This window comes from Streptomyces pseudoechinosporeus (assembly GCF_054783935.1).
In genome coordinates this window covers 31,783-54,484 of sequence record NZ_BAAGPS010000002.1, presented here as the reverse complement: position 1 = coordinate 54,484, position 22,702 = coordinate 31,783, and the positions used below count along the sequence as shown (strand labels likewise).

At 70.1% G+C, this 22,702-nt stretch carries 14 protein-coding genes and 1 pseudogene; 12 read left to right on the top strand and 3 right to left on the bottom strand.

The genetic code is table 11. From position 1 onward, the window contains the following. Positions 1 to 263: 263 nt before the first annotated feature. Positions 264 to 1,505: pseudogene (locus tag ACYVO6_RS02680) on the bottom strand (nucleotide sugar dehydrogenase). 233 nt (positions 1,506 to 1,738) lie between these two features. On the opposite strand from ACYVO6_RS02680, the gene ACYVO6_RS02675 reads away from it, so the two are divergent. The 4 genes from ACYVO6_RS02675 (at position 1,739) to ACYVO6_RS02660 (ending at position 10,484) form a co-directional block, all read left to right on the top strand. Continuing rightward, positions 1,739 to 3,445 carry a glycerol-3-phosphate dehydrogenase/oxidase gene (locus tag ACYVO6_RS02675; protein ID WP_461056796.1) on the top strand — a complete coding sequence of 569 codons (1,707 nt, stop codon included), beginning with the start codon at positions 1,739 to 1,741 and terminating at the stop codon, positions 3,443 to 3,445. A 120-nt stretch (positions 3,446 to 3,565) separates the two neighbouring features. Then, complete coding sequence (locus ACYVO6_RS02670) at positions 3,566 to 5,785, top strand: serine/threonine-protein kinase (RefSeq protein WP_461056794.1); 2,220 nt, start codon at positions 3,566 to 3,568, stop codon at positions 5,783 to 5,785. 165 nt (positions 5,786 to 5,950) lie between these two features. Beyond that, positions 5,951 to 8,596, top strand: a complete 2,646-nt coding sequence (locus ACYVO6_RS02665) for a protein kinase (protein ID WP_461056792.1) — start codon at positions 5,951 to 5,953, stop codon at positions 8,594 to 8,596. Between the two features lie 220 nt (positions 8,597 to 8,816). Continuing rightward, complete coding sequence (locus tag ACYVO6_RS02660) at positions 8,817 to 10,484, top strand: serine/threonine-protein kinase (RefSeq protein ID WP_461057044.1); 1,668 nt, start codon at positions 8,817 to 8,819, stop codon at positions 10,482 to 10,484. 133 nt (positions 10,485 to 10,617) lie between these two features. On the opposite strand, the gene ACYVO6_RS02655 is transcribed toward ACYVO6_RS02660, so the two are convergent. Beyond that, the gene (locus ACYVO6_RS02655; RefSeq protein ID WP_461056790.1) at positions 10,618 to 11,031 is read right to left on the bottom strand and encodes a hypothetical protein; all 414 of its coding nucleotides are present in this window, start codon (positions 11,029 to 11,031) and stop codon (positions 10,618 to 10,620) included. Positions 11,032 to 11,283: 252 nt separating this feature from the next. Between ACYVO6_RS02655 and ACYVO6_RS02650 the strand changes: the two genes are divergently transcribed. The 3 genes from ACYVO6_RS02650 (at position 11,284) to ACYVO6_RS02640 (ending at position 15,949) form a co-directional block, all read left to right on the top strand. After that, entirely contained in the window at positions 11,284 to 12,486 is a 1,203-nt protein-coding gene (locus ACYVO6_RS02650) for a serine/threonine-protein kinase (protein ID WP_461056788.1), read from the top strand. 114 nt (positions 12,487 to 12,600) lie between these two features. Beyond that, the gene (locus tag ACYVO6_RS02645; protein WP_461056786.1) at positions 12,601 to 14,283 is read left to right on the top strand and encodes a serine/threonine-protein kinase; all 1,683 of its coding nucleotides are present in this window, start codon (positions 12,601 to 12,603) and stop codon (positions 14,281 to 14,283) included. A 22-nt stretch (positions 14,284 to 14,305) separates the two neighbouring features. Next, complete coding sequence (locus ACYVO6_RS02640) at positions 14,306 to 15,949, top strand: serine/threonine-protein kinase (protein ID WP_461056784.1); 1,644 nt, start codon at positions 14,306 to 14,308, stop codon at positions 15,947 to 15,949. A gap of 61 nt (positions 15,950 to 16,010) precedes the next feature. Here ACYVO6_RS02640 and ACYVO6_RS02635 read toward each other — a convergent pair whose 3' ends face one another. Beyond that, positions 16,011 to 16,706, bottom strand: coding sequence for a class I SAM-dependent methyltransferase (locus ACYVO6_RS02635; RefSeq protein WP_461056782.1), 696 nt, complete (start codon positions 16,704 to 16,706; stop codon positions 16,011 to 16,013). 501 nt (positions 16,707 to 17,207) lie between these two features. Here ACYVO6_RS02635 and ACYVO6_RS02630 point away from each other — a divergent pair. The 5 genes from ACYVO6_RS02630 (at position 17,208) to ACYVO6_RS02610 (ending at position 22,654) form a co-directional block, all read left to right on the top strand. After that, positions 17,208 to 18,131 (top strand): ATP-binding cassette domain-containing protein, encoded by a 924-nt coding sequence (locus tag ACYVO6_RS02630; RefSeq protein WP_461056780.1) that lies wholly within the window; start codon positions 17,208 to 17,210, stop codon positions 18,129 to 18,131. After that, positions 18,128 to 18,847, top strand: a complete 720-nt coding sequence (locus ACYVO6_RS02625; protein ID WP_461056778.1) for an ABC transporter permease — start codon at positions 18,128 to 18,130, stop codon at positions 18,845 to 18,847. Before ACYVO6_RS02630 ends, ACYVO6_RS02625 begins: the two co-directional genes overlap by 4 nt. Beyond that, positions 18,844 to 20,001 (top strand): sensor histidine kinase, encoded by a 1,158-nt coding sequence (locus ACYVO6_RS02620; protein WP_461056776.1) that lies wholly within the window; start codon positions 18,844 to 18,846, stop codon positions 19,999 to 20,001. Before ACYVO6_RS02625 ends, ACYVO6_RS02620 begins: the two co-directional genes overlap by 4 nt. Further along, a complete protein-coding gene (locus tag ACYVO6_RS02615) occupies positions 19,998 to 20,663 on the top strand; it encodes a response regulator (protein ID WP_461056774.1) in 666 nt (221 codons plus the stop codon). Before ACYVO6_RS02620 ends, ACYVO6_RS02615 begins: the two co-directional genes overlap by 4 nt. Positions 20,664 to 21,040: 377 nt before the next feature. Further along, positions 21,041 to 22,654: a succinic semialdehyde dehydrogenase gene (locus ACYVO6_RS02610; protein ID WP_461056772.1), complete on the top strand. Its 1,614-nt coding sequence runs from the start codon at positions 21,041 to 21,043 to the stop codon at positions 22,652 to 22,654. Positions 22,655 to 22,702 lie beyond the last annotated feature (48 nt).

Here is a 22,702-nt window from a genome sequence, read left to right as displayed (position 1 = left end):
CGCAGTAGCCGCTGCGGTGGGCTCCACCTTTTTGTACGGTACCGGATCCGCCGTTGGGCGGCGTGGCACCGGAGGAGGTGGATCTTCGGTTGATGAGCGGCCGCCCCTACAGAACCTAGGAGCGGACACTCCGTTCACCAACCAGGAGCCGCCGCAGTACTACTCTGCCCGCTGCGGTGGGCTCCACCTGCCTCCACGCTAGCGGCGTCCCTGCCCCGCACGCCACCAGCCCCAGACGCACAACCCCTCCGCACGCGCCCCCTTCACAACCTGTGCGCCGCCCCCGCAGGCGTAGCCCCCCCCCGCGTGTCCAGCAGCAACTGCGCCTTCACCGACAGTCCCTGGAGGTCGTACGTGCGGTGGTGCTGGAGCAGGATCGTCAGGTCGGCGTCGGCGGTGGCCTCGTAGAGGGAGTCCGCGCGTGGGACCGGGTGGTCCAGAACGCTCCAGGACGGGACGTACGGGTCGTCGTAGCTGATGGCGGCGCCCAGTTCCATCAGCCGGAGTGCGATCTCCCGGGCGGGGAGCCCTGTTGGTCGGCGTGGTCGGGCTTGTACGTCACGCTGAGGAGCAGTACGCGTGCGCCGCGGGCCGACTTGCCGTGTTCGTTGAGGAGTGTGGTGGCGCGCTGGATGACGTACTGGGGCATGTGGTCGTTGACCTGCTGGGCCAGTTCGACCATGCGCAGGGCGCGGGTCCTGGGGCCCGCGAGGTCCCGGGGGCGGCGTGACCGCCCACTCCGGGGCCGGCGCGGAAGGCCTGGAAGCCGAACGGCTTGGTCTCGGCGCAGCGGATGACGTCCCACAGGTCGACGCCCAACTCGTGGCAGAGGGCGGCCATTTCGTTGACCAGGGCGATGTTGACGTGCCGGTAGTTGGTCTCCAGGAGCTGCACGGTTTCCGCTTCGCGTGGTCCACGCGCGCGTACCACCTTGTCGGTGAGCCGGCCGTAGAAGGCGGCGGCCGACTCGGTGCAGGGGGGTGAGGCCGCCGATGACCTTCGGGGTGTTGGCGGGGGTGTGGTCGCGGTTGCCCGGGTCGACACGGCTGGGCGAGTACGCGAGGTGGAAGTCGCGGCCCGCGCGCAGCCCGGAACCCTCTTCCAGAAGAGGCCGCAGAAATTCCTCCGTGTCCCCGGGGACACGGGTGATTCCAGGATCACCGTGGTGTGCGGACGCAGTCATGTGGCCAGGGTGTGTGCGGCGGCGGACACCTGAGCCAGGTCGAGCCCGCCGTCCGCGTCGCGCGGGGTCGGTGCGCAGATGATGGCGGTGCGTACGCGGCCGAGTTCGGCGGGGTTGATGGCCGGCCGGAAGCCCCCGAGAGCATCCGGCGCAGGTCGGTGGCGGGTAGCGGCGCGGGGTCGCCGCTCTGGTAGCCGAGCGTGGAGATGCCGGCGGTGGCGGCGGCCCGGGCCAGGGGCAGTCCGAGCTGGCCGAGGCCGATGACGGCGAGATCTGCGGGCGTGGCGGTGGACCGTCCTTCCCAGTAACCGAAGCGGGACAACGGCGCAAGCCCTGTGGACAGAACGGGCGAGCGCAATGTCAGACTAGGAATAAATATGACCGATTTGCTGTATTGCCAGGCTGTGATTCCTTGGGAGTCGCCGAGAGCTGTCCACAGGCTGGCGGTGGGTGGTGGCCGAAGTCGGGCAACGCCGTCAGACTTTGGGCATGGGGGATGTGGACCGAGCCTCGCCGAACAGCTGAGGCCAGCGCGACGAACAGCGGGAGGCAGCGGTGAGGACAGCGAAACTGGGGCCGGCGGAGCGCGCCGAGTCACTCGCATCAATGGCCGAGGGCGAGCTGGATCTGCTGGTCGTGGGCGGTGGCGTGGTCGGCGCGGGCACCGCGCTGGACGCCGTGACCCGTGGACTGTCCACCGGTCTGGTCGAGGCGCGTGACTGGGCGTCGGGCACGTCGAGCCGGTCGAGCAAGCTGATCCACGGCGGCCTGCGCTATCTGGAGATGCTCGACTTCGCGCTCGTACGGGAGGCGCTGAAAGAGCGCGGACTGCTGCTGGAGCGGCTGGCGCCGCACCTCGTCAAGCCCGTGCCGTTCCTCTATCCACTGCAGAACAAGGGCTGGGAGCGGTTGTACGCCGGATCGGGCGTCGCGCTCTACGACGGCATGTCGATGGCGCGTGGCCATGGGCGCGGGCTGCCGGTACATCGTCACCTTTCGCGCCGTAACGCTCTGCGGGTGGCGCCCTGCCTGAAGAAGGACGCGCTGGTCGGGGCATTGCAGTACTACGACGCGCAGATGGACGACGCCCGCTATGTGGCGACCCTGGTGCGCACGGCGGCGGCGTACGGCGCGAAGGTCGCCAACCGCGCGCGGGTGACCGGCTTCCTGCGCGAGGGCGAACGGGTTGTCGGTGCCAAGGTGCAGGATGTGGAAGCGGGCGGGGAGTACGAGATCCGCGCCAAGCAGGTCGTCAACGCCACGGGGGTGTGGACGGACGACACGCAGGCGCTGGTGGGGGAGAGGGGGCAGTTCCACGTACGGGCGTCCAAGGGCATCCACCTGGTCGTGCCGAAGGACCGGATCCACTCTACGACGGGGCTGATCCTGCGGACCGAGAAGTCCGTGCTGTTCGTGATCCCGTGGGGGCGCCACTGGATCGTGGGCACGACGGACACCGGCTGGGACCTGGACAAGGCGCATCCCGCGGCGTCCAGCGCGGACATCGACTATCTCCTGGAGCACGTCAACTCGGTGCTGGCGGTGCCGCTTTCACGTGACGACGTGCAAGGGGTGTATGCAGGGCTGCGGCCGCTGCTGGCCGGGGAGTCGGACGCCACCAGCAAGCTGTCGCGCGAGCACACCGTGGCGCATCCGGTGCCGGGGCTCGTGGTCGTGGCGGGCGGCAAGTACACGACGTACCGCGTGATGGCCAAGGACGCCGTGGACGAGGCGGTGCACGGCCTCGACCAGCGCGTCGCCGACTGCGTCACCGAGGACATCCCGCTCATCGGCGCCGAGGGGTACCGGGCGCTGTGGAACGCGCGGGCGCGCATAGCCGCGCGAACCGGGCTCCACGTGGTGCGCGTGGAGCACCTGTTGAACCGGTACGGGGTGCTCGCCGAGGAGGTCCTCGACCTCATCGCCGCGGACACCTCGCTGGGCGAGCCGTTGCCTGCGGCTGAGGACTATCTGCGCGCCGAGATCGTGTACGCCGCCTCGCACGAGGGGGCGCGGCACCTGGACGACGTACTGACTCGGCGTACGCGCATATCGATAGAGACGTTCGACCGCGGGACGCGCAGCGCGCTGGAGGCCGCGGAGCTGATGGCGCCGGTGCTCGGCTGGGACAAGGACCAGATCGAGCGTGAGGTGCAGCACTACGAGAAGCGGGTGGAGGCCGAGCGGGAGTCGCAGCGGCAGCCGGACGACCTGACGGCCGACGCCGCACGGCTGGGGGCGCCGGACATCGTGCCGCTGTAGCGCGGCGCCCTCGCCGGGGTTGGGGGTGGTGCATTCCGTTTGTGGGCACCCTGGGCGCTGACTGGTCGTCGGGTGAGGGACAATGGAGGCTCTGTCGGGGCGGGTTGCATGAGGGGACGCATGTCGGAGCCGGAGCGGGACGGGGCATCCCGTCAGGACAAGAGTGAACGTCTCCTCGCCGGTCGGTACCGGCTGGGAGAAGTCCTCGGCCGCGGCGGCATGGGCACCGTGTGGCGGGCCAAGGACGAGACGCTGGGCCGGACGGTCGCCGTCAAGGAGCTGCGGTTCCCGTCGAGCATCGACGAGGACGAGAAGCGGCGGCTGATCACGCGCACCCTGCGTGAGGCCAAGGCGATCGCGCGGATCCGGAACAACGGCGCGGTGACGGTCTTCGACGTGGTCGACGAGGACAACCGGCCGTGGATCGTGATGGAGCTCATCGAGGGCAAGTCGCTCGCCGAGGCGATCCGTGAGGACGGGCTGCTCACCCCCAAGCGCGCTGCGGAAGTCGGTCTCGCCGTCCTCGACGTACTGCGTGCCGCGCACCGCGAGGGCATCCTGCACCGGGACGTGAAACCGTCGAACGTGCTCATCTCCGAGGACGGCCGGGTCGTGCTCACCGACTTCGGTATCGCGCAGGTCGAGGGCGACCCGTCCATCACCTCGACCGGCATGCTCGTCGGCGCGCCCTCCTATATCTCGCCCGAGCGGGCGCGCGGCCACAAGCCGGGGCCCGCGGCCGACCTCTGGTCGCTCGGCGGCTTGCTGTACGCCTCGGTGGAGGGTGTGCCGCCGTACGACAAGGGGTCCGCCATCGCGACGCTCACCGCGGTGATGACGGAGCCGCTCGAACAGCCGAAGAATGCGGGGCCGTTGGAGAAGGTCATCTTCGGGCTGCTGGTGAAGGACCCCGAGCAGCGGCTCGACGAGGCGGGTGCGCGGGCGATGCTCACCGAGGTGATCCACGCGCCCGAGCCCGAGGAGACCGAGCCGGAGCCGATGGAGGCGACGAAGGTCGTGCCGTTGCCGGACGTGCCGGAGGCCCCCTCGAAGAAGGGGACTTCGGGCGGTGGGGCCGTCGGCGGTTCCGGGAGCAGGACGAGCAAGGCGAGCAAGAAGGGTGAGGAGGCGGCCGAGCGGCTGCTCGGGGCGTTTCGTTCCGTACGGAAGAGTGCTGCTGCTTCGGCGGGGGCGGCCTCGGCGGCGGTGGCCGGGGTGCGCGGGAAGTCCGACGGTTCCACCACCGACTCCGAAGGTTCCACGGACTCCAAGGGCTCTACTGAGTCCGCGGGCGCCACCGACTCTGCGGGCTCCGCCGAGTCCGCCAGCTCCGCCAACGCGGCCGACTCCGAGGTTTCCTCCGGGGAGGGCGCCGCACCCTCGAGCGAGAAGACGCCCGCCGGAGCGAAGGTCGAGGAGAAGACCGAGCGGCAGGCCGAGGAGAAGGCAGAAGCACCCGCGGAGGACCGTGACAAAGCCGCCGTCGGGCTGAGTTCCGGCGGAGCGAACTCCCCTGCGGCGAGCGGGACTTCGGGGGCCGGTGGCGGGACGCCGCCGCCCACCACCCCCAGGGCGCCGCTCAGCGATGTGGTGTCGCGACGGACGATGGTGATCGTCGCGGTGGCCGTGGCGCTCGCCGTACTCGGCACGATTCTCGCGGTCGTGCTGGACGGCGATGACGATGCCGGGGCCCAGGGCAACAGCAGCGGAGGCAACACGTCCGCCTCCAGCGGGGCGAACGCCGGGAGCGGCACCAAGCAGGACGAGAACAGCGGTACGGACAAGGACGGCAGCGAAAAGCCGGAGTCCGCTGCCGGAGCCACCGGAGGCCCGACCACGGGAAGCACGCCGAGTCCGAGCCCGAGCACTTCGGGTGGGGCGAACGAAGGCGGCGGGGATTCGAAGGACATCGCCGCGTCGACGTACAAGGGAAGCCAGGGGTACTCGATCGGGCTGCCGAAGGGGTGGAAGTACCAGTCCACGGGCGCGAGCGGGGACAGGTTCGCCGGTCCCGACGGGCAGGAGCTGCTGGTCGCCTGGACGTCCACGCCCAAGGACGACCCCGTGGCGGACTGGAAGAACCAAGAAGACTTCATGAAGCGGTCGCAGTACCAGCGGATCCGCATAGAGAAGGTGGGCTACCGCGGCTGGAACGCGGCCGACTGGGAGTTCACGTACACGGAGGGCGGGACCAAGTACCGCTCCATCGACCGCGGGTTCGTCGTCAACGGCCAGCTCGGTCACGCGCTGATGTACACCGCGAAGGACTCGGCGTGGGGCAGCGATCTTCGCAGGGACACCTGGCAGACACTCACGCGGACGTTCGAACCGAAGTCCTGAGGGATACAAGAGGGATACGGGAGTCTTGAGATCTCGCATCCCCTCACTGCGGGTTGCCTCCGGCACGTATCGTGAGTGGTTGCGGACCGTACGCAGCCGGATATGAGGCCACAACGGGACGTGTGACGAACGGATTTGACCGACCAGGCGGCCGGGGGAGGCATCGTGGACGACTATGCGGGACGGGTACTCGCCGACCGCTACCGCCTGCCGCTGCCGCCTTCGGACGAGTACGAACTCGCCGAGAGCCGGGCCTTCGACACCTACAGCGGGCAGGAAGTGCTGGTCAGGCAGGTGCCGTTGCCCGAGGTCGTCGAGGCGGAGGTGATCGACGCCGACGGTCTGCCCGATGGGTTCGTGGCGCGGGACGGCGGGGTGCGGCGGTCGGCCGCGCGGCCCACGCGGCGGCCCACCGAGCCCGCCGTGCGCCGGGCGATCGAGGCCGCGCAGGCGGCGGCGCAGATACCCGACCATCCCCGGCTCGACCAGGTCTTCGACGTGTTCGCCGAGGGCGGGTCGCTGTGGATAGTGAGCGAGTTGGTGCCCGCCCGGCCGCTGGCGGCCCTGCTCGCGGAGCGCCCGCTGAGTCCGTACCGGGCCGCCGAGGTCGCCGCCGATGTGCTGACCGCGTTGCGGGTGCTGCATGCGCACGGCTGGGTCCACCGGAACATCACCGTGCGTACGGTGCTGGTCTGCGACGACGGCCGGGTGATGCTCACGGGGCTCGCGGCCGGGGCGGCCGAGGAGGCGCTGTGCGGGTACGACCCGGTGCCGGTTGCGGAGGGTGACGGAGGCGAGGGCCCTGAGGGGGCCGATTCCGGTTCCGCTTCCGGAACGGCCGCCGGCCCGGCCGGTTCGCCGGGCCCGTACGGTCAGCCCGGTGGCCCCGGTCACTACAGCTCGCCCCCTGTGCCCAGTACGCGTGCCCCCGGTGACGACCGGTCCGCCGTAGAGGCGGCGCCCGGCGGCAATGGAGCCGCGGCGCCCATGGCGCAGCCGCCGGTCGCGGGGCGGCGGGAGTTGGAGCCGAGCAACGACGTGCGGGCGGCCCGGGCCGGAGCCATCGCGGCCTATCGCGCCGGTGCGCGGGCCGCGGCGCGTGTGCACGAGGAGCAGCGGGACGGACGGCACGGACAGAACACAGCGTTGCCCGCCCCGCGGCCCCGCCCCGCCGAGAGTGACGCCGAGGCCGGGCAGACCTCCGCGTACGGCACGGAGCACACTCCGCCGCCCGGCCAGATCGCCGACCCGTACGGAGTGGGCCGGTCGAACCCCTGGCACGGCGCCGTACCCCGCGCCGGCGCCCCCGCGCTCCCGGGCAACGCGAACGGAGCCGGAACGGGCATACCGGGCAACAGAATGAGCACATCGGGCACCGGAACCGACGTACCGGGAAACGGAGCCGCCCCCGAGGCAAGCGGCGTACCCACCCAGTCCCCCGACCACCGCACCGGCCCCCATCAGCCCACCTCCGCTCCACCCACCCGCTGGACCCACCTCGTCCCCGAGCGCACGCCCCACCGAGGTCCCACCACCGCCCTCGCCGCCGAGCGCGCCCGCCAGGCCCGCATGGCGGTCGTGGGACCGGTCACCGAGCGGTGGGCGCCCGAACAGGCCGGGCCGGTGCACGAGAACTGGCAGCTGGCGGCGCCGATCGGGCCCGCGACCGACCTGTGGGCGCTGGGGGCGCTGCTCTTCCGGGCCGTGCAGGGGCATGCGCCGTATCCGGAGGAGAACACCGCCGAGCTCGTGCAGCTGGTGTGTGCGGAGCCGCCCGCGTTCGCGGAGGAGTGCGGGCCGCTGAGGCCGGTCGTGGAGTCGCTGCTGCGTCAGGACCCCACGGAGCGGCTGGACTTCGAGGAGCTGCGCGGCTGGCTGCGTTCGCTCGTACGGTCGGCGCCCGAGCCGGAGGCGGGGACGCATATCGTGGCGGCGCCGCCGGTGGATGCCAGGCGCCTGCCCGTCGTACGCCGCCGGGGCGAGCTCGTCCGCAAGCGCCGCGCCGGCTTGCCCGACCGGCATGGCCGTCACAAGCGGCAGGAGAAGGCGCCGAAACCCCGCCGTCTCGGCCGCACCCTGCTGTTGCTGATACTGCTGGCGCTGGCCGCGGCCGTGGCGTACGCCATGGTCTTCATGCCCAAGGCCGGGCCGGATGCGAGCAGCGGTGCGCAGACCGGCGCCGCCGGAGACGCCGCGCCCGCCCCCGAGCACTCGTCCGACACCGACCCGAACCCCGGCACGGACGGGAACGCGGGCACGGATCCGCAGCCCGACAACACGCCGAGCGGGACGCCCAGCAGGGAGAACAGCCCCAGCCAGTCGTCCAGTTCCGGCACGCAGACCACCGGCCCCGACCTCCCGCAGGGCTTCACCCTGCGTAAGGACTCCGAGGGCTTCAGCGTCGCGGTCGCCAACGGCTGGGACCGCACGCCCAAGAACGGCAGCGGTCAAGTCATCTACTCCCAGGGCAACTTCGAGCTGCTCATCGTGCCCGGGCGCGACACCACCAGCGAATACGGCGACGATCCGATGACGTACCAGCGGGAGGAGGAGCGGGAATTGCAGCCGTTCCGCGACTCGACCTGGGCCACGTCCAGCGGGATGCGGCGGATCGACGTGGGCGGACGGACCATGGCCGAGGGCCAGTTCACCTGGCAGGACGCCGAGGGACGCGAGATATACGTACGCAATCTGGCGATCCTCGTCGACGGCCGTTACCACGTGGTGCAGTTGCGCGGTCCGGAGGCCGAGCGGGACGAGGTGTCACGGCTGTACGAGCAGGCGTCGGCCACCTATCAGATCACCGGTTGACGCACCTACCAGGTCACCGATCGACGGCCGGATCGCCCCACCGACTGCTTCACCGATCGACCCCGCCGGACCCGCTGTTCCCGCAGCTCCCGTAGTCCCTTGCTCACCCACAGGGCACGATCGTCACAGTGCGGTACCGAGTGCCCCCGCCGGTTCCCCTGTTCGATGACCGGTCCCTAATCTGAACCTGTCAAGGACTATGCGGGGAAACGTGAATCAGATGCAGGGCCTGCTCCTCTCGAACCGCTACCGGCTCGTCGACTCCATCGGGAGCGGCGGAATGGGCCGAGTGTGGCGCGCGCATGACGAGGTGTTGCACCGTGCCGTCGCGATCAAGGAGCTGACGGCCGCGCTGTACGTGTCCGAGAGCGATCAGGCCGTACTGCTCGCCCGTACCCGGGCCGAGGCGCGCGCTGCCGCGCGGATCAACCACTCGGCCGTCGTCACCGTGCATGACGTGCTGGAGCACGACGGCCGGCCGTGGATCGTGATGGAGCTGGTCGAGGGCCACTCGCTCGCCGACGCGGTCAAGGATTCGGGGCGCGTCGAGCCCCGGGAGGCGGCACGGATCGGGCTGTGGGTGCTGCGTGCGCTGCGGGCCGCGCACTCGGCCGGCGTACTGCATCGCGACATCAAGCCCGGCAACGTACTCCTCTCCCGGGACGGCCGTGTCCTGCTCACCGACTTCGGGATCGCACAGGTCGAGGGAGACACGACGATCACGCGGACCGGCGAGGTCGTCGGCTCGGTCGACTACATGGCGCCTGAGCGCATACGCGGTCACGACCCGGGCGCCGCCTCCGACCTGTGGGCGCTCGGCGCCACGCTCTACACGGCGGTCGAGGGGAGATCCCCGTTCCGGCGGACCACACCGCTGACCACCATGCAGGCGGTGGTCGACGAGGAGCCGGGTGAGCCGGAGCACGCGGGCCCGCTCGCGCCCGTGATCACGGCGCTGCTGCGGAAGGATCCGGCCGAACGGCCCGATGTGGCTCAGGCCGAGCAGATGCTCGCCGAGGCCGCGGAGGGGCGCAGGCCGAGCGCGGCCGAAGCCTATGTGCCGACGGAGCACATGTCGAACACCCCAACAATCAGTGGCACTTACGGCACCCATGGCCAGCCGGCGCCCGATCCGGCCGCCGCCACCTTGAATCACCCGACGAATCACCCGCAGAATCCCCCGACGTCCGGACCGGCGGCCGGCGCGCGAGGGCGCCGGCGTGGCCGCACCCTCGCCCTCGTCGTGGTCCTTGCCGCGGTCATCGGCGCCGGAGCCGCGGTGGTGCTGCAGCAGTTCGGCACGGGCAGCTCGGGCAACCCCGCCTCTGCACCGTCGGGTCCGCTGATCGGTACCAGTGCCGGCCCCAGCCCCAGTGCCACGCCGAGCGACGGGGGCGATCAGAGGGCGGTTCCCGCCGGTTGGGAGCGGCACGACGACCCGGTGGGCTTCAGTATCTCCCTGCCCAAGGGGTGGAAGCGGTCCGTCTCCATCGACCAGGACGGCCTCCGGCAGGTCGACTTCTCGCCCGACAACGGCAAGCACCTCGTGCGGGTCGCCGTCGACACGGCGCCGGACTTCCGCACCTCGTACGAGCACATGACCGACCTGGACGAGCGGGTCTCAAAGCGGCTGCGGTTTCAGGGCTACCAGCGGCTGACCCTCAAGGAGGAGGTCTTCCGCGACGAGCCGGGCGTCCGCTGGGAGTACATGTGGAACGCGCTGGCCAAGGACCCGCCGCACTACTTCCCTGGGCCCTACCGAGCGATCGACGTCGGGTACATGAACGACGGCATCGAGTACGCCATCTACGCGTCCTCGCCGGCCGACAACTGGGACACCACCAGAAAGCAGTTCGACTGGATCCTGCGGAGCTTCCAGGAGGGTTGATCCGAGTGGATCCGAGTGGAACGTATCGGCCCATGCGGACATCGCATGGGCCGATACGTCAACGATTCGAGGTTCCCCGAGCGCTTTCCGTCATCCTTCACGCACCGAGGAAGTTCCCGCTTTCCGCGAGGACTCAGGCCCAGGCCGTGCACGAACGGACTATCGTGTTCCCTTCCCTGACCGCCACCTGCACGCCGATGGAGTCGAGATCATCGCCGGAGGGCCGTGCGTAGGTGGTGAAGTTGGTGGTCGATCCGCTTCCGTCGCGTTCGGTGCGCCAGGGCCAATCCGTTACCCATCCGGTGGCGTGGTCTATGGATCTGAATCGAATGCCCACATGGTGACCATCGGCTTTGGTGTCCTTGACCCAACCGCTGATGTCCACATAGTTGGCTGACCAGTTGGTGAACGTGGCGCTCCCCGAAGCACCGGTCACCGAGCACGCGGCTCCGCCACTCGCCGCGCTGGCATTGGTCACTGTGGTCGTGGCGAATATCGCCACCGCCGCGATGCCCGTGACTGAAAGTCGCTTCAATGTGTTTCCCATAAGGGAACAATAAGGCTTCCGTGATCCACGTGGCAGCATGATTCCGGCCACCCGTTTTGCCCTGAACAGCGCGTATTCCCTGGCTATTTGCCGTGCTTTGTGCTCGTTTGAAAATCGGTCCTGGCTAAAAATAATCGCCCCTGGTCGGCCAGCCGGGAGCCCGCAAGAACCCGCTGGCCGTCTCGGGCCGGCGGGATACTTGGCCGGTCGCCGCCCCGGAGGGCGTCCGTCCGGTGCGGCATGATGGGGCGCATGGGGACCGAGGGGGCCAACTTCCGTGTGATCGCGGGGCGTTACCGCCTTGAGGTGAGACTCGGTCGCGGCGGCATGGGCGTCGTATGGCGGGCGACGGACCAGTTGCTCGGGCGCCAGGTGGCCGTCAAGGAGCTTCCGCTCGACGAGGAGCTCTCCGCGGACGAGGCCCGGCGGCAGCGCGAGCGCACCCTGCGTGAGGCGCAGGCGGTGGCGCAGCTGAGCCACCCGAACGTCATGGTCGTCCATGATGTCGTGGAGGACGATGAACGCCCTTACATCGTCATGGAGTTGATCGACGGCGACTCCCTCGCCGACCGCATCGCGAGGCACGGGCCCGTCGACGCGCCGGAGGCCGCCCGGATCGGCGTCGACCTGCTGAACGCGCTGCGCACGGCGCACACGGCCGGAGTCCTGCACCGGGACATCAAACCGGCCAACGTGCTCATCGAGAACGGCACCGACCGCGTCGTCCTCACCGACTTCGGCATCGCCCAGGTACCGGGCACCCCCACGCTCACCGAGTCCGGGTCCTTCGTTGGTTCGCCCGAGTACACCGCGCCCGAGCGGATGACCGGCGTCCGCACCGGCGCGGAGGCCGACCTGTGGTCGGTGGGCGCGCTGCTGTGTGCGGTCCTGAGCGGTGAATCGCCGTTCCGCCGTGACTCGTTGAGCGGCATTCTGCACGCGGTGGTCTCCGCCGAGATCCATCCGCCGGACGAGGCCGCGCCGATCCTTCCCGTCGTACGAGGGCTCCTGGAGCGCGATCCCGACCGGCGTCTCGGTTCGGTGGAGGCGGAGCGGATGCTGCGGGCGTTTCTCGACACGGGCCGTACGCCACCGGTGCCGCCCGGGCCCTCGACGCCGACGCGGCGGGACGTACAGGAACGGCAGCCGGTGACCGTGCCGCTCCGGATCCCCTCGCCCGCGCGGCCGTCGCCGTTGCCGCTGTCGGCCCGGAGGGCGCTGATCGCGGCTGCGCTGGTCGCCGCGATGGCGGGGGCGGGCGTATCGGCCGCCGCGTTGCTGATGAGAGGGGGCGGGGACAACGACCGTACGCCGCCGCCCACGAGTTCGGCGCCCGAGACCAGCCCCGGTACGGGTCCGCCGACGAGCCACACGCCCACGGTGACCGGCACGCGCTCGCCGACGTCCACCGTGGACACGACTCCGTCGCCGGACCGGCCGCCCAGAATCCCGTAACCGGCCGCCCAGAATCCCGTAAAGGGAACATAAGGAACGTCGTGCGTCACGGGTGTGTGACCGGTAGGCATTAGGGGTGGAAGCTCGCCATCTGGCGCGATATGGATGGTTCTTATGAACAGCAACGGGGGAGCCCCTTACGGGTCGAACGAGCCAACCAGTTTCGATCTGCAACCGCCGCAGACAGGTGTGCCCGGACCGCCGCCCGGCGCACCGCAGCCCGCCGGCGTCCCGTACCCGGGCAACCCTTACGCGGCGCCCACCCAGGTCGTGCCCGAGCAGCAGGTGCCGCAGACGCAGCAGGTGCAGCAGGAGCCCGGCGCCGGACGTCTGATCGCCGGTCGTTACCGGCTGCTCGGCAAGCTCGGTCATGGCGGCATGGGCACCGTATGGCAGGCCAAGGACGAGACGGTGGACCGTGAGGTCGCCGTCAAGGAGCCCCGCGTACCGGATCATCTTCCCGAACGCGAACGCGCCAACGCCTTCGAGCGCATGCGCCGCGAGGCGCGCGCCGCGGCCCGGCTCGATCACCCGGCTGTCGTGAATGTGCACGATGTCGCGGTGGTGGACGGCCAGCCGTGGATCGTGATGGAGCTGGTGCAGGGACGTTCGCTCGGCGCCGCCTTGCAGGAGGGCACCCTCGGGGTGCGCGAGGCGGCGAAGATCGGCCTCGACGTCCTCGGCGCGCTGGAGGCCGCGCACGCGGCGGGCATCCTGCACCGCGACGTCAAGCCCGACAACGTCCTGCTCGGCCCGCACGACCGCGTCGTCCTCACCGACTTCGGCATCGCCCAGATCGAGGGCGAGACGAACCTGACGGACACCGGCGGCTTCGTCGGTTCGCCCGAATTCATCGCGCCTGAGCGGGTGTTGGGGCAGCGGCCGGGTCCCGCCTCCGACCTGTGGTCGCTGGGCGTCGTCCTGTACGCGGCCACGGAGGGCATCTCGCCGTTCCGCCGCACCAACACGCCCGCGACCCTCCAGTCCGTCCTCAACGCCACGCCGGCCGCACCGAACGCGGCCAAGGGCCCGCTCGCCGACGCCATCAACGCCCTCCTCAACAAGGACCCGGCCCGCCGCCCGAACGCCGCCCAGGTCCGCCGGCTCCTGGAACAGGCCGCCCAGCCGCCCCAGGAGACCAAGGTCCTCCAAAGCGCGGCGCCCGTTGGCAAGTCGGTCCGTATCGGCCGCAAGGGGTGGATCGGGATCGCCACCGGGCTCGTCGTGGCTACAGCGGTCACGGCGTTCCTGGGGATGGGCAACCCGTTCGCGGGGCCGTTGCCGGACGACTGGAAGCAGCAGGATCTGCCGAAGATCGGTGCGAGCGTCGGCGTGCCCGCCGACTTCGTGAGGGACAAGCCCGCCGATGGCTCGGACGGCACCGTGGTCTCGTTCTCCGACCCGAGCGGCGGTGTCTGGATCAGCGTGGACCTCGACCGGAAGGCCGACGACACGAACGGCGAGATCCCTGACTCGGCCTCGGCCAAGGCGTTCGCCGACTGGGCCACGTACAAGGACGGCGAGTACGGGTCCGGTATGGCCGACACCCCAGCTCCGAAGGGGGAACCGAAGGAGGCCACGTACAAGGAGCAGAAGGCCGCCGAGAACACCGTCGTCTACACCAACACGGACACGCAGAGCCCGCGTCTGCGCGAGGCCAGGATCTTCTACTACAAGGCCGAGAACGGTGACATGTACCGGCTCTGGATCGACTACCCGGGCAAGGGATACTTCACCGACGAGGGCCGCGAGATCGCGAAGACCGCCATCGCCAGTCTCGACATCGACAAGCTCTGAGGCCACACGATACTGATGGTGCATGACAACTGACGTGGGCCGGCTGATCGGCGGCCGCTACCGGCTGACCGAGCGCATCGGTTCCGGCGGCATGGGCACCGTATGGCGGGCCTGGGACGAACTGGTGGGGCGCGAAGTCGCCGTCAAGCAGCCGCGGTTACCCGGGGATCCCGAGGACGATGCCCACCAGCGCGCGGCCAACCGCCTCTACCGCGAGGCGCGGGCCGCCGCGCGTGTCGACCATCCCGCCGCCGTCGCCATCCATGACGTGGTCGTCGAGGACGGACTGCCGTGGATCATCATGGAGTTGATCCGGGGCGAGTCGTTGCACGACGTACTGCGGCGTGGCCCCCTCAAGCCGGCCGACACCGCGCGCATCGGGTTCGCGATCGTCGGCGCGCTGCACGCCGCGCACTCCGTCGGGATCGTGCACCGGGACGTGAAGCCCGCCAACGTGCTGCTCGGCCCCCACGGCCGGGTCGTCCTCACCGACTTCGGCATCGCGCACATCCAGGGCGAGGAATCCCTCACCGCCAGCGGCGAGTTCGTCGGCTCGCTCGAGTTCATCGCGCCCGAGCGCATGGCGGGCCATGGCGCCGGACCCGCCTCCGACCTCTGGTCTCTGGGCGTTCTGCTGTACGCCGCCGTCGAGGGCTGGTCCCCCTTCCGCCGTACGACCGTGGAGTCCACGCTCGCCGCGATCCTGTCCGACGAGCCGCCGGAACCGCGGCAGGCCGGGGACCTCGCCCCGCTGATCACCCAGCTGCTGGCCAAGGACCCCGGGCAGCGACCGGACGCCGCGAAGAGCGCGGCGGTGCTGGAGGCGGTCGCCGAGGGCTGGACCGTACCTGTCGTCACCGACACGCCCTGGAAGTCCCAACCGCCCTCCGCCTCACCGGAGTTCGCGGGCTACACCGAGACGGTACGGTCCGGACTGCCGTCGCCGGACACGGCAAGAACCGAGACGGCCGGACCCCCGCCCGCCCCACCCGCGCAGTCCCCGACGGAGCCCGACCATCGCTCCGTACGCCGACGACGCCCCAGCCTTCGTCTCCTCGCCGCCTGCGTCGCCGGTGCCGTTCTCCTCACCGGCGGCATATGGCTCGGGATCTCCTTCCGGGGCGGTGACCCGAGGACGGAGGCACAGAGTCGTGGCGACGCCCCCTCGGCGTCTGCCTCCCCTTCGTCCCCGACCGTGAACGGCTGGACCATCCACACGGAGAGGGACCTGGACGCCATCCTGTCCGTACCGGCCGGCACTCCGCTGGTCGACCGCAACGACTCCGGTGCGGACCGCCGCAACCCCTCCCGCACGGTGATCTACGGCGACAAGACCGTCCAGCTCCGGCTGACCCGCGAGGACGCCGTGCCGACGCCCATGGACTCCTGGGCGGACGAGGCCACGCTCTCCTACGCCGACGACTTCGCCAAAACGCTGTCCGGACCCACCACGTTCCACGGCTACGAGGCGAGGCTCCTCGACACCGAGTACGAGGTGAAGGAGGAGAAGTACCGCGTGATGCAGTTGCTGATCGCCACGGACGCCAAGGAGTACTACGAGCTGCGCGTGGACATGCCGAAGGGCACGCAGGACGAGAAACGCGGCACCTCGTTGTTCGAGGGCGCGCGCGATCGCCTCAAGGTGGGCAAGGCGATGGCGGGCTGATGTCCTGATCAGGGTATTTTCCGCCGTGCATGTTCGCTGAGGAGGCGCGGATCGCGTGCTGTCAGGGCCGCAGCAGTCTGACAGCGAGGAAGCACGGAGCTTGGTGGAGCTTGTCGTAGGCCGTTGCATCGAGTTCTCGCAGGCCAGGCGTTGGGCGAGGTTCGACGAGTCTTTCAAGCATGAATCCGGCGGTCAGCAGCTCGTTCAGGAATGTTTCCAGCGGCATGCGTTGGTAGCGGATTGCCAACGGGCCTCCGGCGAGCGGGAGATCAACCCAGTCGTCGGCGTAGTACGAGCCACCGAATTTGCGCCAGTCAGCCGTCGGGTGGGTCGTCGAAATCAGCAGCCACCCGCCCGGACGCAGGACGCGTCGTAGCTCACCGAGGAGACGCGGCCGGTCGGCGATGTGGTGGAGCATCAATGCGCACACGACTCCGTCGAACGACGCGTCGTCGATGAAGTCCAGCGGCTTCTCCGCGTCGTGCATGCGCAGTTCGGCCCGGTCACCCAATCGCTCCCGCGCGTGACTCAGCAGAGTTGCACTGCCGTCGATTCCGACTACCTCGGCACCACCCGACAGGAGTTCGGCCGCGTAGTGCCCGGCCCCGCAGCCGACATCGAGAATCTTCAGCCCGGCAACATCCCCCGCCAGCGCGAGCATCGCCGGCCGGTCGGTGTGTGCGTTGTAGGGGCTGGTGTCGGCGTTCTTTGCGAAGTAGTCGCCGACTTCGTCGTGGTAAGCCGTCTCTGCGGGCATCGTGACAGCATCGCGCCGGTGGCCGCCAAGCGCGAGCCGTTTTGTGCAACCGAGGACGCGTCCCGTCGCGGACGGCCTGTCGGGCTGGGAGGGTAGTACCTCACGCCACTGGCCTCGGTTTCCGCGGTCGCGTCGAGCACGCCAGGGCTTGTGACAGGCCCGTGAAGTTCTGCAGCAGGAGGACATCGCTGTGATCGATTACCGGACGATCCAGCGAGCCTGGTCTCAGAACGCCGACCCTCGATGAGCCGATCCGGCCCGTCACCTGTGCGGGCAACGGGCCACTGAGTGCCTCTCCGAAAATAATCCAGTCTGTGCCGGCTGCCCGGCCCGGGCGCGGATGGTTTGGCCTCGTCAATGTGTGTCAGCTGCCGGATGTGCGTCGGCCGACGGACGGATGGAAGTCGGGCAGCGCCCAGCGGTGGTCTCCTCCCCTGGTGGGAGTTCGGGTTTCGACCGTGGGCGGATGACTGGGAGATCACCACATCGGAAGCTTCGGGCATGACTTCTTCACGAACATTCGTTGGAGACCCGGCAGCCATCAGGGTCGAAGGGCTGACCAAGCGTTATGGCCGTAGAACGGCAGTCGACGACCTGTCGTTCACGGTCGGGTCCGGAAGGGTGACGGGGTTCTTCGGCCCGAACGGGGCAGGGAAGACCACCGCGCTCAAAGCGGTCGTCGGACTGGCGCGGCCGACTGCGGGCCGGGCGTTCGTACGGGGCACGTCAGTCACGACGATCAGGCCCGACGCCCGCCTGCTCGGCGTGCACATCGAGCCGTGCGGTGCCCATCCCGGCCGGACCGGTCGGGCGCACCTGCGGTCGCTGGCCGCGCTGGCCGGGCTGCCCCGCCGCCGGGTCGGCGAGGTGCTGGAACTCGTCGGCTTGGAGGAGGCGGCCCGGGGCAGGGTCGGGAAGTATTCGATGGGCATGCGGCAACGGCTCGGGCTCGCCGCGGCGCTCCTGGGCGATCCGGAGATCCTGGTGCTGGACGAGCCGGTGAACGGTCTGGACCCGCAGGGCATCCGCTGGTTGCGCACGCTGCTGCGGGATCGGGCCGCGAACGGTGGCACGGTCCTGCTGTCCAGCCACATGCTGGGTGAGGCGGCCCAGACCGTCGACGACGTGATCATGATCGACCGGGGCCGGCTGGTTCACGAAGGCGCGATCAGGGACCTCGAACGGTCCGGGGAGAGCGTGGTCGTCGTACGCACCGCCGAGGCCGAGCGCCTGTCGGGGCTGGTGGCTGCGGCCGGTGGCCGCACGAAGCGCGAGGACGGAGGCGGGCTGCTGGTCGAAGGGCTCGACGCCGCGGAGGTCGCACGGCTGGCCCACCGCGACGGCGTCCTGCTGGAGGAGATCGTCCAGCGGACTGCGTCGCTGGAGGATGCGTTTTTCGGTCTTACGGGAGGGTCGGACCGTTGAGCCATCTGCTGCGAGGCGAACTGATCAAGACCGTGACCACCCGGACTGTGCTGGGCTTCGCGGTGGGCGGGGTCGCGTTCGCGGTCCTCAACGTCCTGGCGGTCGCGGTGTGGTCGGGCACGCTGGACGAGGTGCCCGAGAAGGAGGAAGCCCTGTCGGCGTTGCCGATCCTGCTTCTGCTCTGGGGGTTGGTCGGTACGGCCGGGGAGTATCGGCACCGGACGGCCGCACCGGCGGCTCTTGTGGGCCGCCGTCACCGCGGGGTCGTGCTGTCGGCGAGAATTGCCGCTTACGCGCTGACCGGGCTCCTGCTCGGTACGCTGACGACCATGGTGTCGGTCGGGCTCGCGTTGCCGCTGCTGAGTGACCACCCGGGTCCCGATCTCACCTCGGGAGACGTCGGTGCCGTCGTGGCGGGCAACCTCGTGGCGTTCGTCCTGTCCGCGATCCTGGGTGCCGCCCTCGGCGCTCTGATCCGTAGCCCGGTCCTGGGAGTGGTCGTCCTCCTGATCGTGAACTTCGCCGTGGTCCCGCTGCTGTCCGACATCTGGGAATCGGGTGTCAACCTCACGCCGTTCGGCGCGGCCGGAGTTCTGAGCCGGATGACGCACCACACGACCCTGTCGGTGGTCTCGGCCGGATGGGTACTGGCCGCATGGACGGTCGCGGTCACGCTTGTCGCGGTCATCGTCGAGCGACGGCGCGATCTGGCGTGAACCGGCTCTTTGAGTGGGCCCGGGCGGCGTACGACCTGCTGGTCGCGCGCCGCTCGGCGCTGTTCGACCTCGCGCTGGCGGTGATCACGACCGGAGTGGAGCTGGGGCAGCTCTTCGACGGCGACACCCCGGTCGGCGTGATCCGGGTCGGCGTGATCCCGGTCGGCGTGATCCCGGTCGTGGTGACGGTGCTTGCCGGCTCCGTCCTGCTCGTCCGCCGCCGCGCGCCCTTGGCGGTGCTCATCGCGGCCTGTGCAGGTGCCGCGGTGCTCGTACCGCTGGGCTACTCGCCGGGCGGGGCGCCCGTCGTGGTCGCCCTTGCCTCGCTCGCCGACCTGCGTGACCGAAGGGTCTCGGTGGCGGCGCTCGTCCCGACGGCGCTGTTCCTGCTTCTGGCGAGCATCTCCTCGCTGCCCATCCCGATCGGCGCGTGGGCCCTCGGCTCGTACCTGCAGACCCGGCGGCGCTACACCTGGGCGCTGGAGGACCGCGCGGCCACCCTGGAACGCGAGCGCGAGCAGCTCGACCAGATCGCGGCACAGCGGGAACGCACCTCCATCGCCCGCGAACTCCACGACATCGTCGCCCATTCGGTCACCGTCATGCTGATCGGCGTGCGCGGCGCCCGGGACGTCCTGCCGACCGAGCCCCAGGTCGCGGCTGAGACCCTGGAACGGGTCGAGACCAACGCGGAACAGAGCCTGGCCGAGCTGCGCCGGATCCTCGGTCTGCTGCGCACGTCGGACAACAACGCGCAGTGGCGACCGCAGCCGTCGCTCGACCAGCTCGCCGAGCTGGTTTCCGGATACCGGACAGCCGGGATGCCCGTGCGGTTGGAGCTCACCGGCGAGGCCCGGCCGCTGGCCGGCGGCCTCGAGCTGTCGGCTTACCGAATCGTCGAGGAGGCGCTGACCAACGTGCTCAAACACACCGACCCCACCCAGGTCACGGTGACGCTCCACTACGGCCGGACGCAGCTGGACGTCACGGTCGAAGACGACGGCGGCGGCCGCGACCCGGTCCCGTCGGCCGCCGGGCACGGCATCCTCGGGATGCGGGAGCGTGCGGCGGTGACAGGCGGCAGCCTGGACGCCCGCCATACCGCCGGCGGATTCCTGGTGACCGCCCGGCTCCCCGTCGGGGATGCGGCATGACCACCCGCCTTCTGATCGTCGACGACCAGGAGCTGATCCGCACCGGCTTCCGGCTGTTCCTGCAGACCCAGAACGACCTCGAGGTCGTCGGCGAAGCCGCCGACGGCCACGAGGCAGTCACCCAGGCTGCCGCTCTGCGCCCTGACGTGGTCCTGATGGACATCCGCATGCCGCGCATGGACGGTGTCGAGGCCACCTCCCGGCTGACCGCCTCCGGATCCTCGCCCCGGGTGCTGATCCTCACGACCTACGACCTGGACGAATACGTCTTCGGCGCACTACGGGCGGGCGCGTCGGGTTTCCTGCTCAAGGACGCCTCCCGCGACCGCCTGCTGGAGGCGATCCGCGTCGTGCACGCCGGTGAGGCCCTGCTGTCGCCGTCGATCACCCGCAGGCTGATCGAGGACTACGCCACCCGTACCGAACCGCTCCGGCCCCCCACCAAGCTGCCGGCCGATCTCACTCCCCGGGAACGGGAGACCCTCCTCCTGGTGGCCAGGGGCCTGTCGAACCCGGAGATCGCCGCGCACCTGGTCGTGACCGAGGCGACGGTGAAAAGCCACATCGGCAGCATGTTCGCCAAGCTCCATCTGCGTGACCGCGCCCAAGCCGTGGTATTCGCCTACGAAAACGGCTTCGTCCTCCCAGGCAGCTCAGGCTGAGCCCGCAACTGCTCCGGCAGACGCCTGAGCGTCCGCGGTACGCCCGCCCCGGTGTCGACGCCGTCGCCCGGCACGTCGCCGACCGCGACCCCGCCGCCCGCCGGAAGCCTGGCCCATCCTGCGCAAGATGCTCGGGCGCGGTGTGCGCAGGACATGGGAGGAAGCATTCCCCGAGCTCCGACCCTCCGCTGCCGCATAGATGCAGCGGAGCGATGGTGGGCCAGTGACCTTGGGCTCATCTCCTTGGGTTCAGTTCCTTGAGCTAATGCCCTGATCAGGGCGTTCTCCGCCAGCGCCCACTGGCGCGATGTGTGCACTCCGTGAAGTCGGTTACCACCGGGTACCAAAAGTTCTCGCCCAGGAATACGCTGCCCCGCATGACGGACTCGCAGGCCCCGGCAAAGACCGGCACGAACCCCCTCGCTCCCGCCCCCGAGGGCGCCCGCACGGCCGCCGACGTGGTCACGCCGGAGCTGGTCGCTCAGCTCACCAAGGGCGTGGCCGGGTCGGGGCGTACCGCCAACCACACGCCGTTCACCGGTGAGAAGCTGGCCGATCTGCCCGAGTCCAGCCCCGAGGACGTACGCAAGGCGTTCGAGCAGGCCCGTGCGGCCCAGTCCGTCTGGGCGCAGGTGCCCGTACGGCAGCGTGCCGCCGTACTCCTGCGCTTCCACGACCTGGTGCTGGAGCGTCAGGCCGAAGTCCTCGACCTCGTACAGCTGGAGACCGGCAAGGCCCGGCTGCACGCGCACGAAGAGGTGCAGGCGGTGGCGGTGGCCGCCCGGCACTACGGCCGCAAGGCCCCCTCATACCTCGGGCCCAAGCGGCACACCGGCGCCGTGCCGACCCTCACCAAGGTCACCGAACTGCGCCAGCCGCGCGGCGTCGTCGGGCAGATAGCGCCCTGGAACTACCCCCTGGAGCTGTCGGTCGGCGACGCGCTGCCCGCCCTCGTCGCGGGCAACGCGGTCGTGATGAAGCCCGACACGGAGACCTGTCTGACGGCGCTGTGGGCCCGTGACCTGCTGATCGAGGCGGGGCTGCCGATCGAGGTGTTCCAGGTCGTCATCGGCGACGGCCCGGTCATCGGCCCGGAGGTCGTCCGGCACGCCGACTACGTCTCCTTCACCGGCTCGACCCCCACGGGCCGCGAGGTCGCCAAGGGCGCCGCGGCCCGGCTGATCGGCGCCTCGCTCGAACTCGGCGGCAAGAACGCCATGCTGGTCCTCGAAGACGCCGACATCGACAAGGCGGCGGCCGGCGCGGTGCGTGCCTGCTTCTCCTCCGCGGGCCAACTGTGCGTCTCCATCGAGCGGTTGTACGTCCATGAGTCGGTCGCCGACGCCTTCGTGGAGCGGTTCGCGGCGCGCACCAAGGCGATGCGGCTCGGCACGTCCCTCGCGTACGGCGCCGAGATGGGCTCGCTGGCCGGCGAACGCCAGCTCCAGGCCGTGACCCGGCACGTCGACGAGGCCGTCGCCAAGGGCGCCAAGCTGGTCGCGGGCGGCGTGGCCCGCCCGGACATCGGCCCGTACTTCTTCGAGCCCACCATCCTCGACGGCGTCGAGCCGCCGATGGCCGTCTGCAACGAGGAGACCTTCGGCCCGGTCGTCTCCGTCTACCGCTTCAAGGACGAGGACGAGGCGATCGAGCAGGCCAACTCCACGCCGTACGGCCTGAATGCGGCGGTCTGGACGAAGGACGGCCGCCGCGGCGTCAAGATCGCCGCCCGGCTGCGTACCGGGACGGTCAACATCAACGAGGGTTACGCGGCCGCGTACGGCAGTCTCCAGTCACCGATGGGCGGCATGAAGGACTCCGGTCTCGGCCGCCGCCACGGCTCCGAGGGCATCCTCAAGTACACCGAGGCGCAGACCGTCGCCCACCAGCGGCTGCTGCCGCTGGCGCCGTCGTTCGGGATGGACGACGAGAAGTACGCGGCGTTCATGAGCCGGAGCCTGCGGGTGATGAAGGCGTTGCGCTTCCGCTAGGAGTCACCGGTTCTCAAATGGTTCTCGAATGGTTCTCAATGAGGAGAG

What these genes read in the sequence shown, in the direction of transcription:
- ACYVO6_RS02670 (WP_461056794.1), top strand. Translation starts at nt 3,566, where the DNA reads ATGTCGGAGCCGGAGCGGGACGGGGCATCCCGTCAGGACAAGAGTGAA.
- ACYVO6_RS02660 (WP_461057044.1), top strand. Translation starts at nt 8,817, where the DNA reads ATGCAGGGCCTGCTCCTCTCGAACCGCTACCGGCTCGTCGACTCCATC.
- ACYVO6_RS02655 (WP_461056790.1), bottom strand. Translation starts at nt 11,031, where the DNA reads ATGGGAAACACATTGAAGCGACTTTCAGTCACGGGCATCGCGGCGGTG.
- ACYVO6_RS02650 (WP_461056788.1), top strand. Translation starts at nt 11,284, where the DNA reads ATGGGGACCGAGGGGGCCAACTTCCGTGTGATCGCGGGGCGTTACCGC.
- ACYVO6_RS02645 (WP_461056786.1), top strand. Translation starts at nt 12,601, where the DNA reads ATGAACAGCAACGGGGGAGCCCCTTACGGGTCGAACGAGCCAACCAGT.
- ACYVO6_RS02640 (WP_461056784.1), top strand. Translation starts at nt 14,306, where the DNA reads ATGACAACTGACGTGGGCCGGCTGATCGGCGGCCGCTACCGGCTGACC.
- ACYVO6_RS02635 (WP_461056782.1), bottom strand. Translation starts at nt 16,706, where the DNA reads ATGCCCGCAGAGACGGCTTACCACGACGAAGTCGGCGACTACTTCGCA.
- ACYVO6_RS02630 (WP_461056780.1), top strand. Translation starts at nt 17,208, where the DNA reads ATGACTTCTTCACGAACATTCGTTGGAGACCCGGCAGCCATCAGGGTC.
- ACYVO6_RS02615 (WP_461056774.1), top strand. Translation starts at nt 19,998, where the DNA reads ATGACCACCCGCCTTCTGATCGTCGACGACCAGGAGCTGATCCGCACC.
- ACYVO6_RS02610 (WP_461056772.1), top strand. Translation starts at nt 21,041, where the DNA reads ATGACGGACTCGCAGGCCCCGGCAAAGACCGGCACGAACCCCCTCGCT.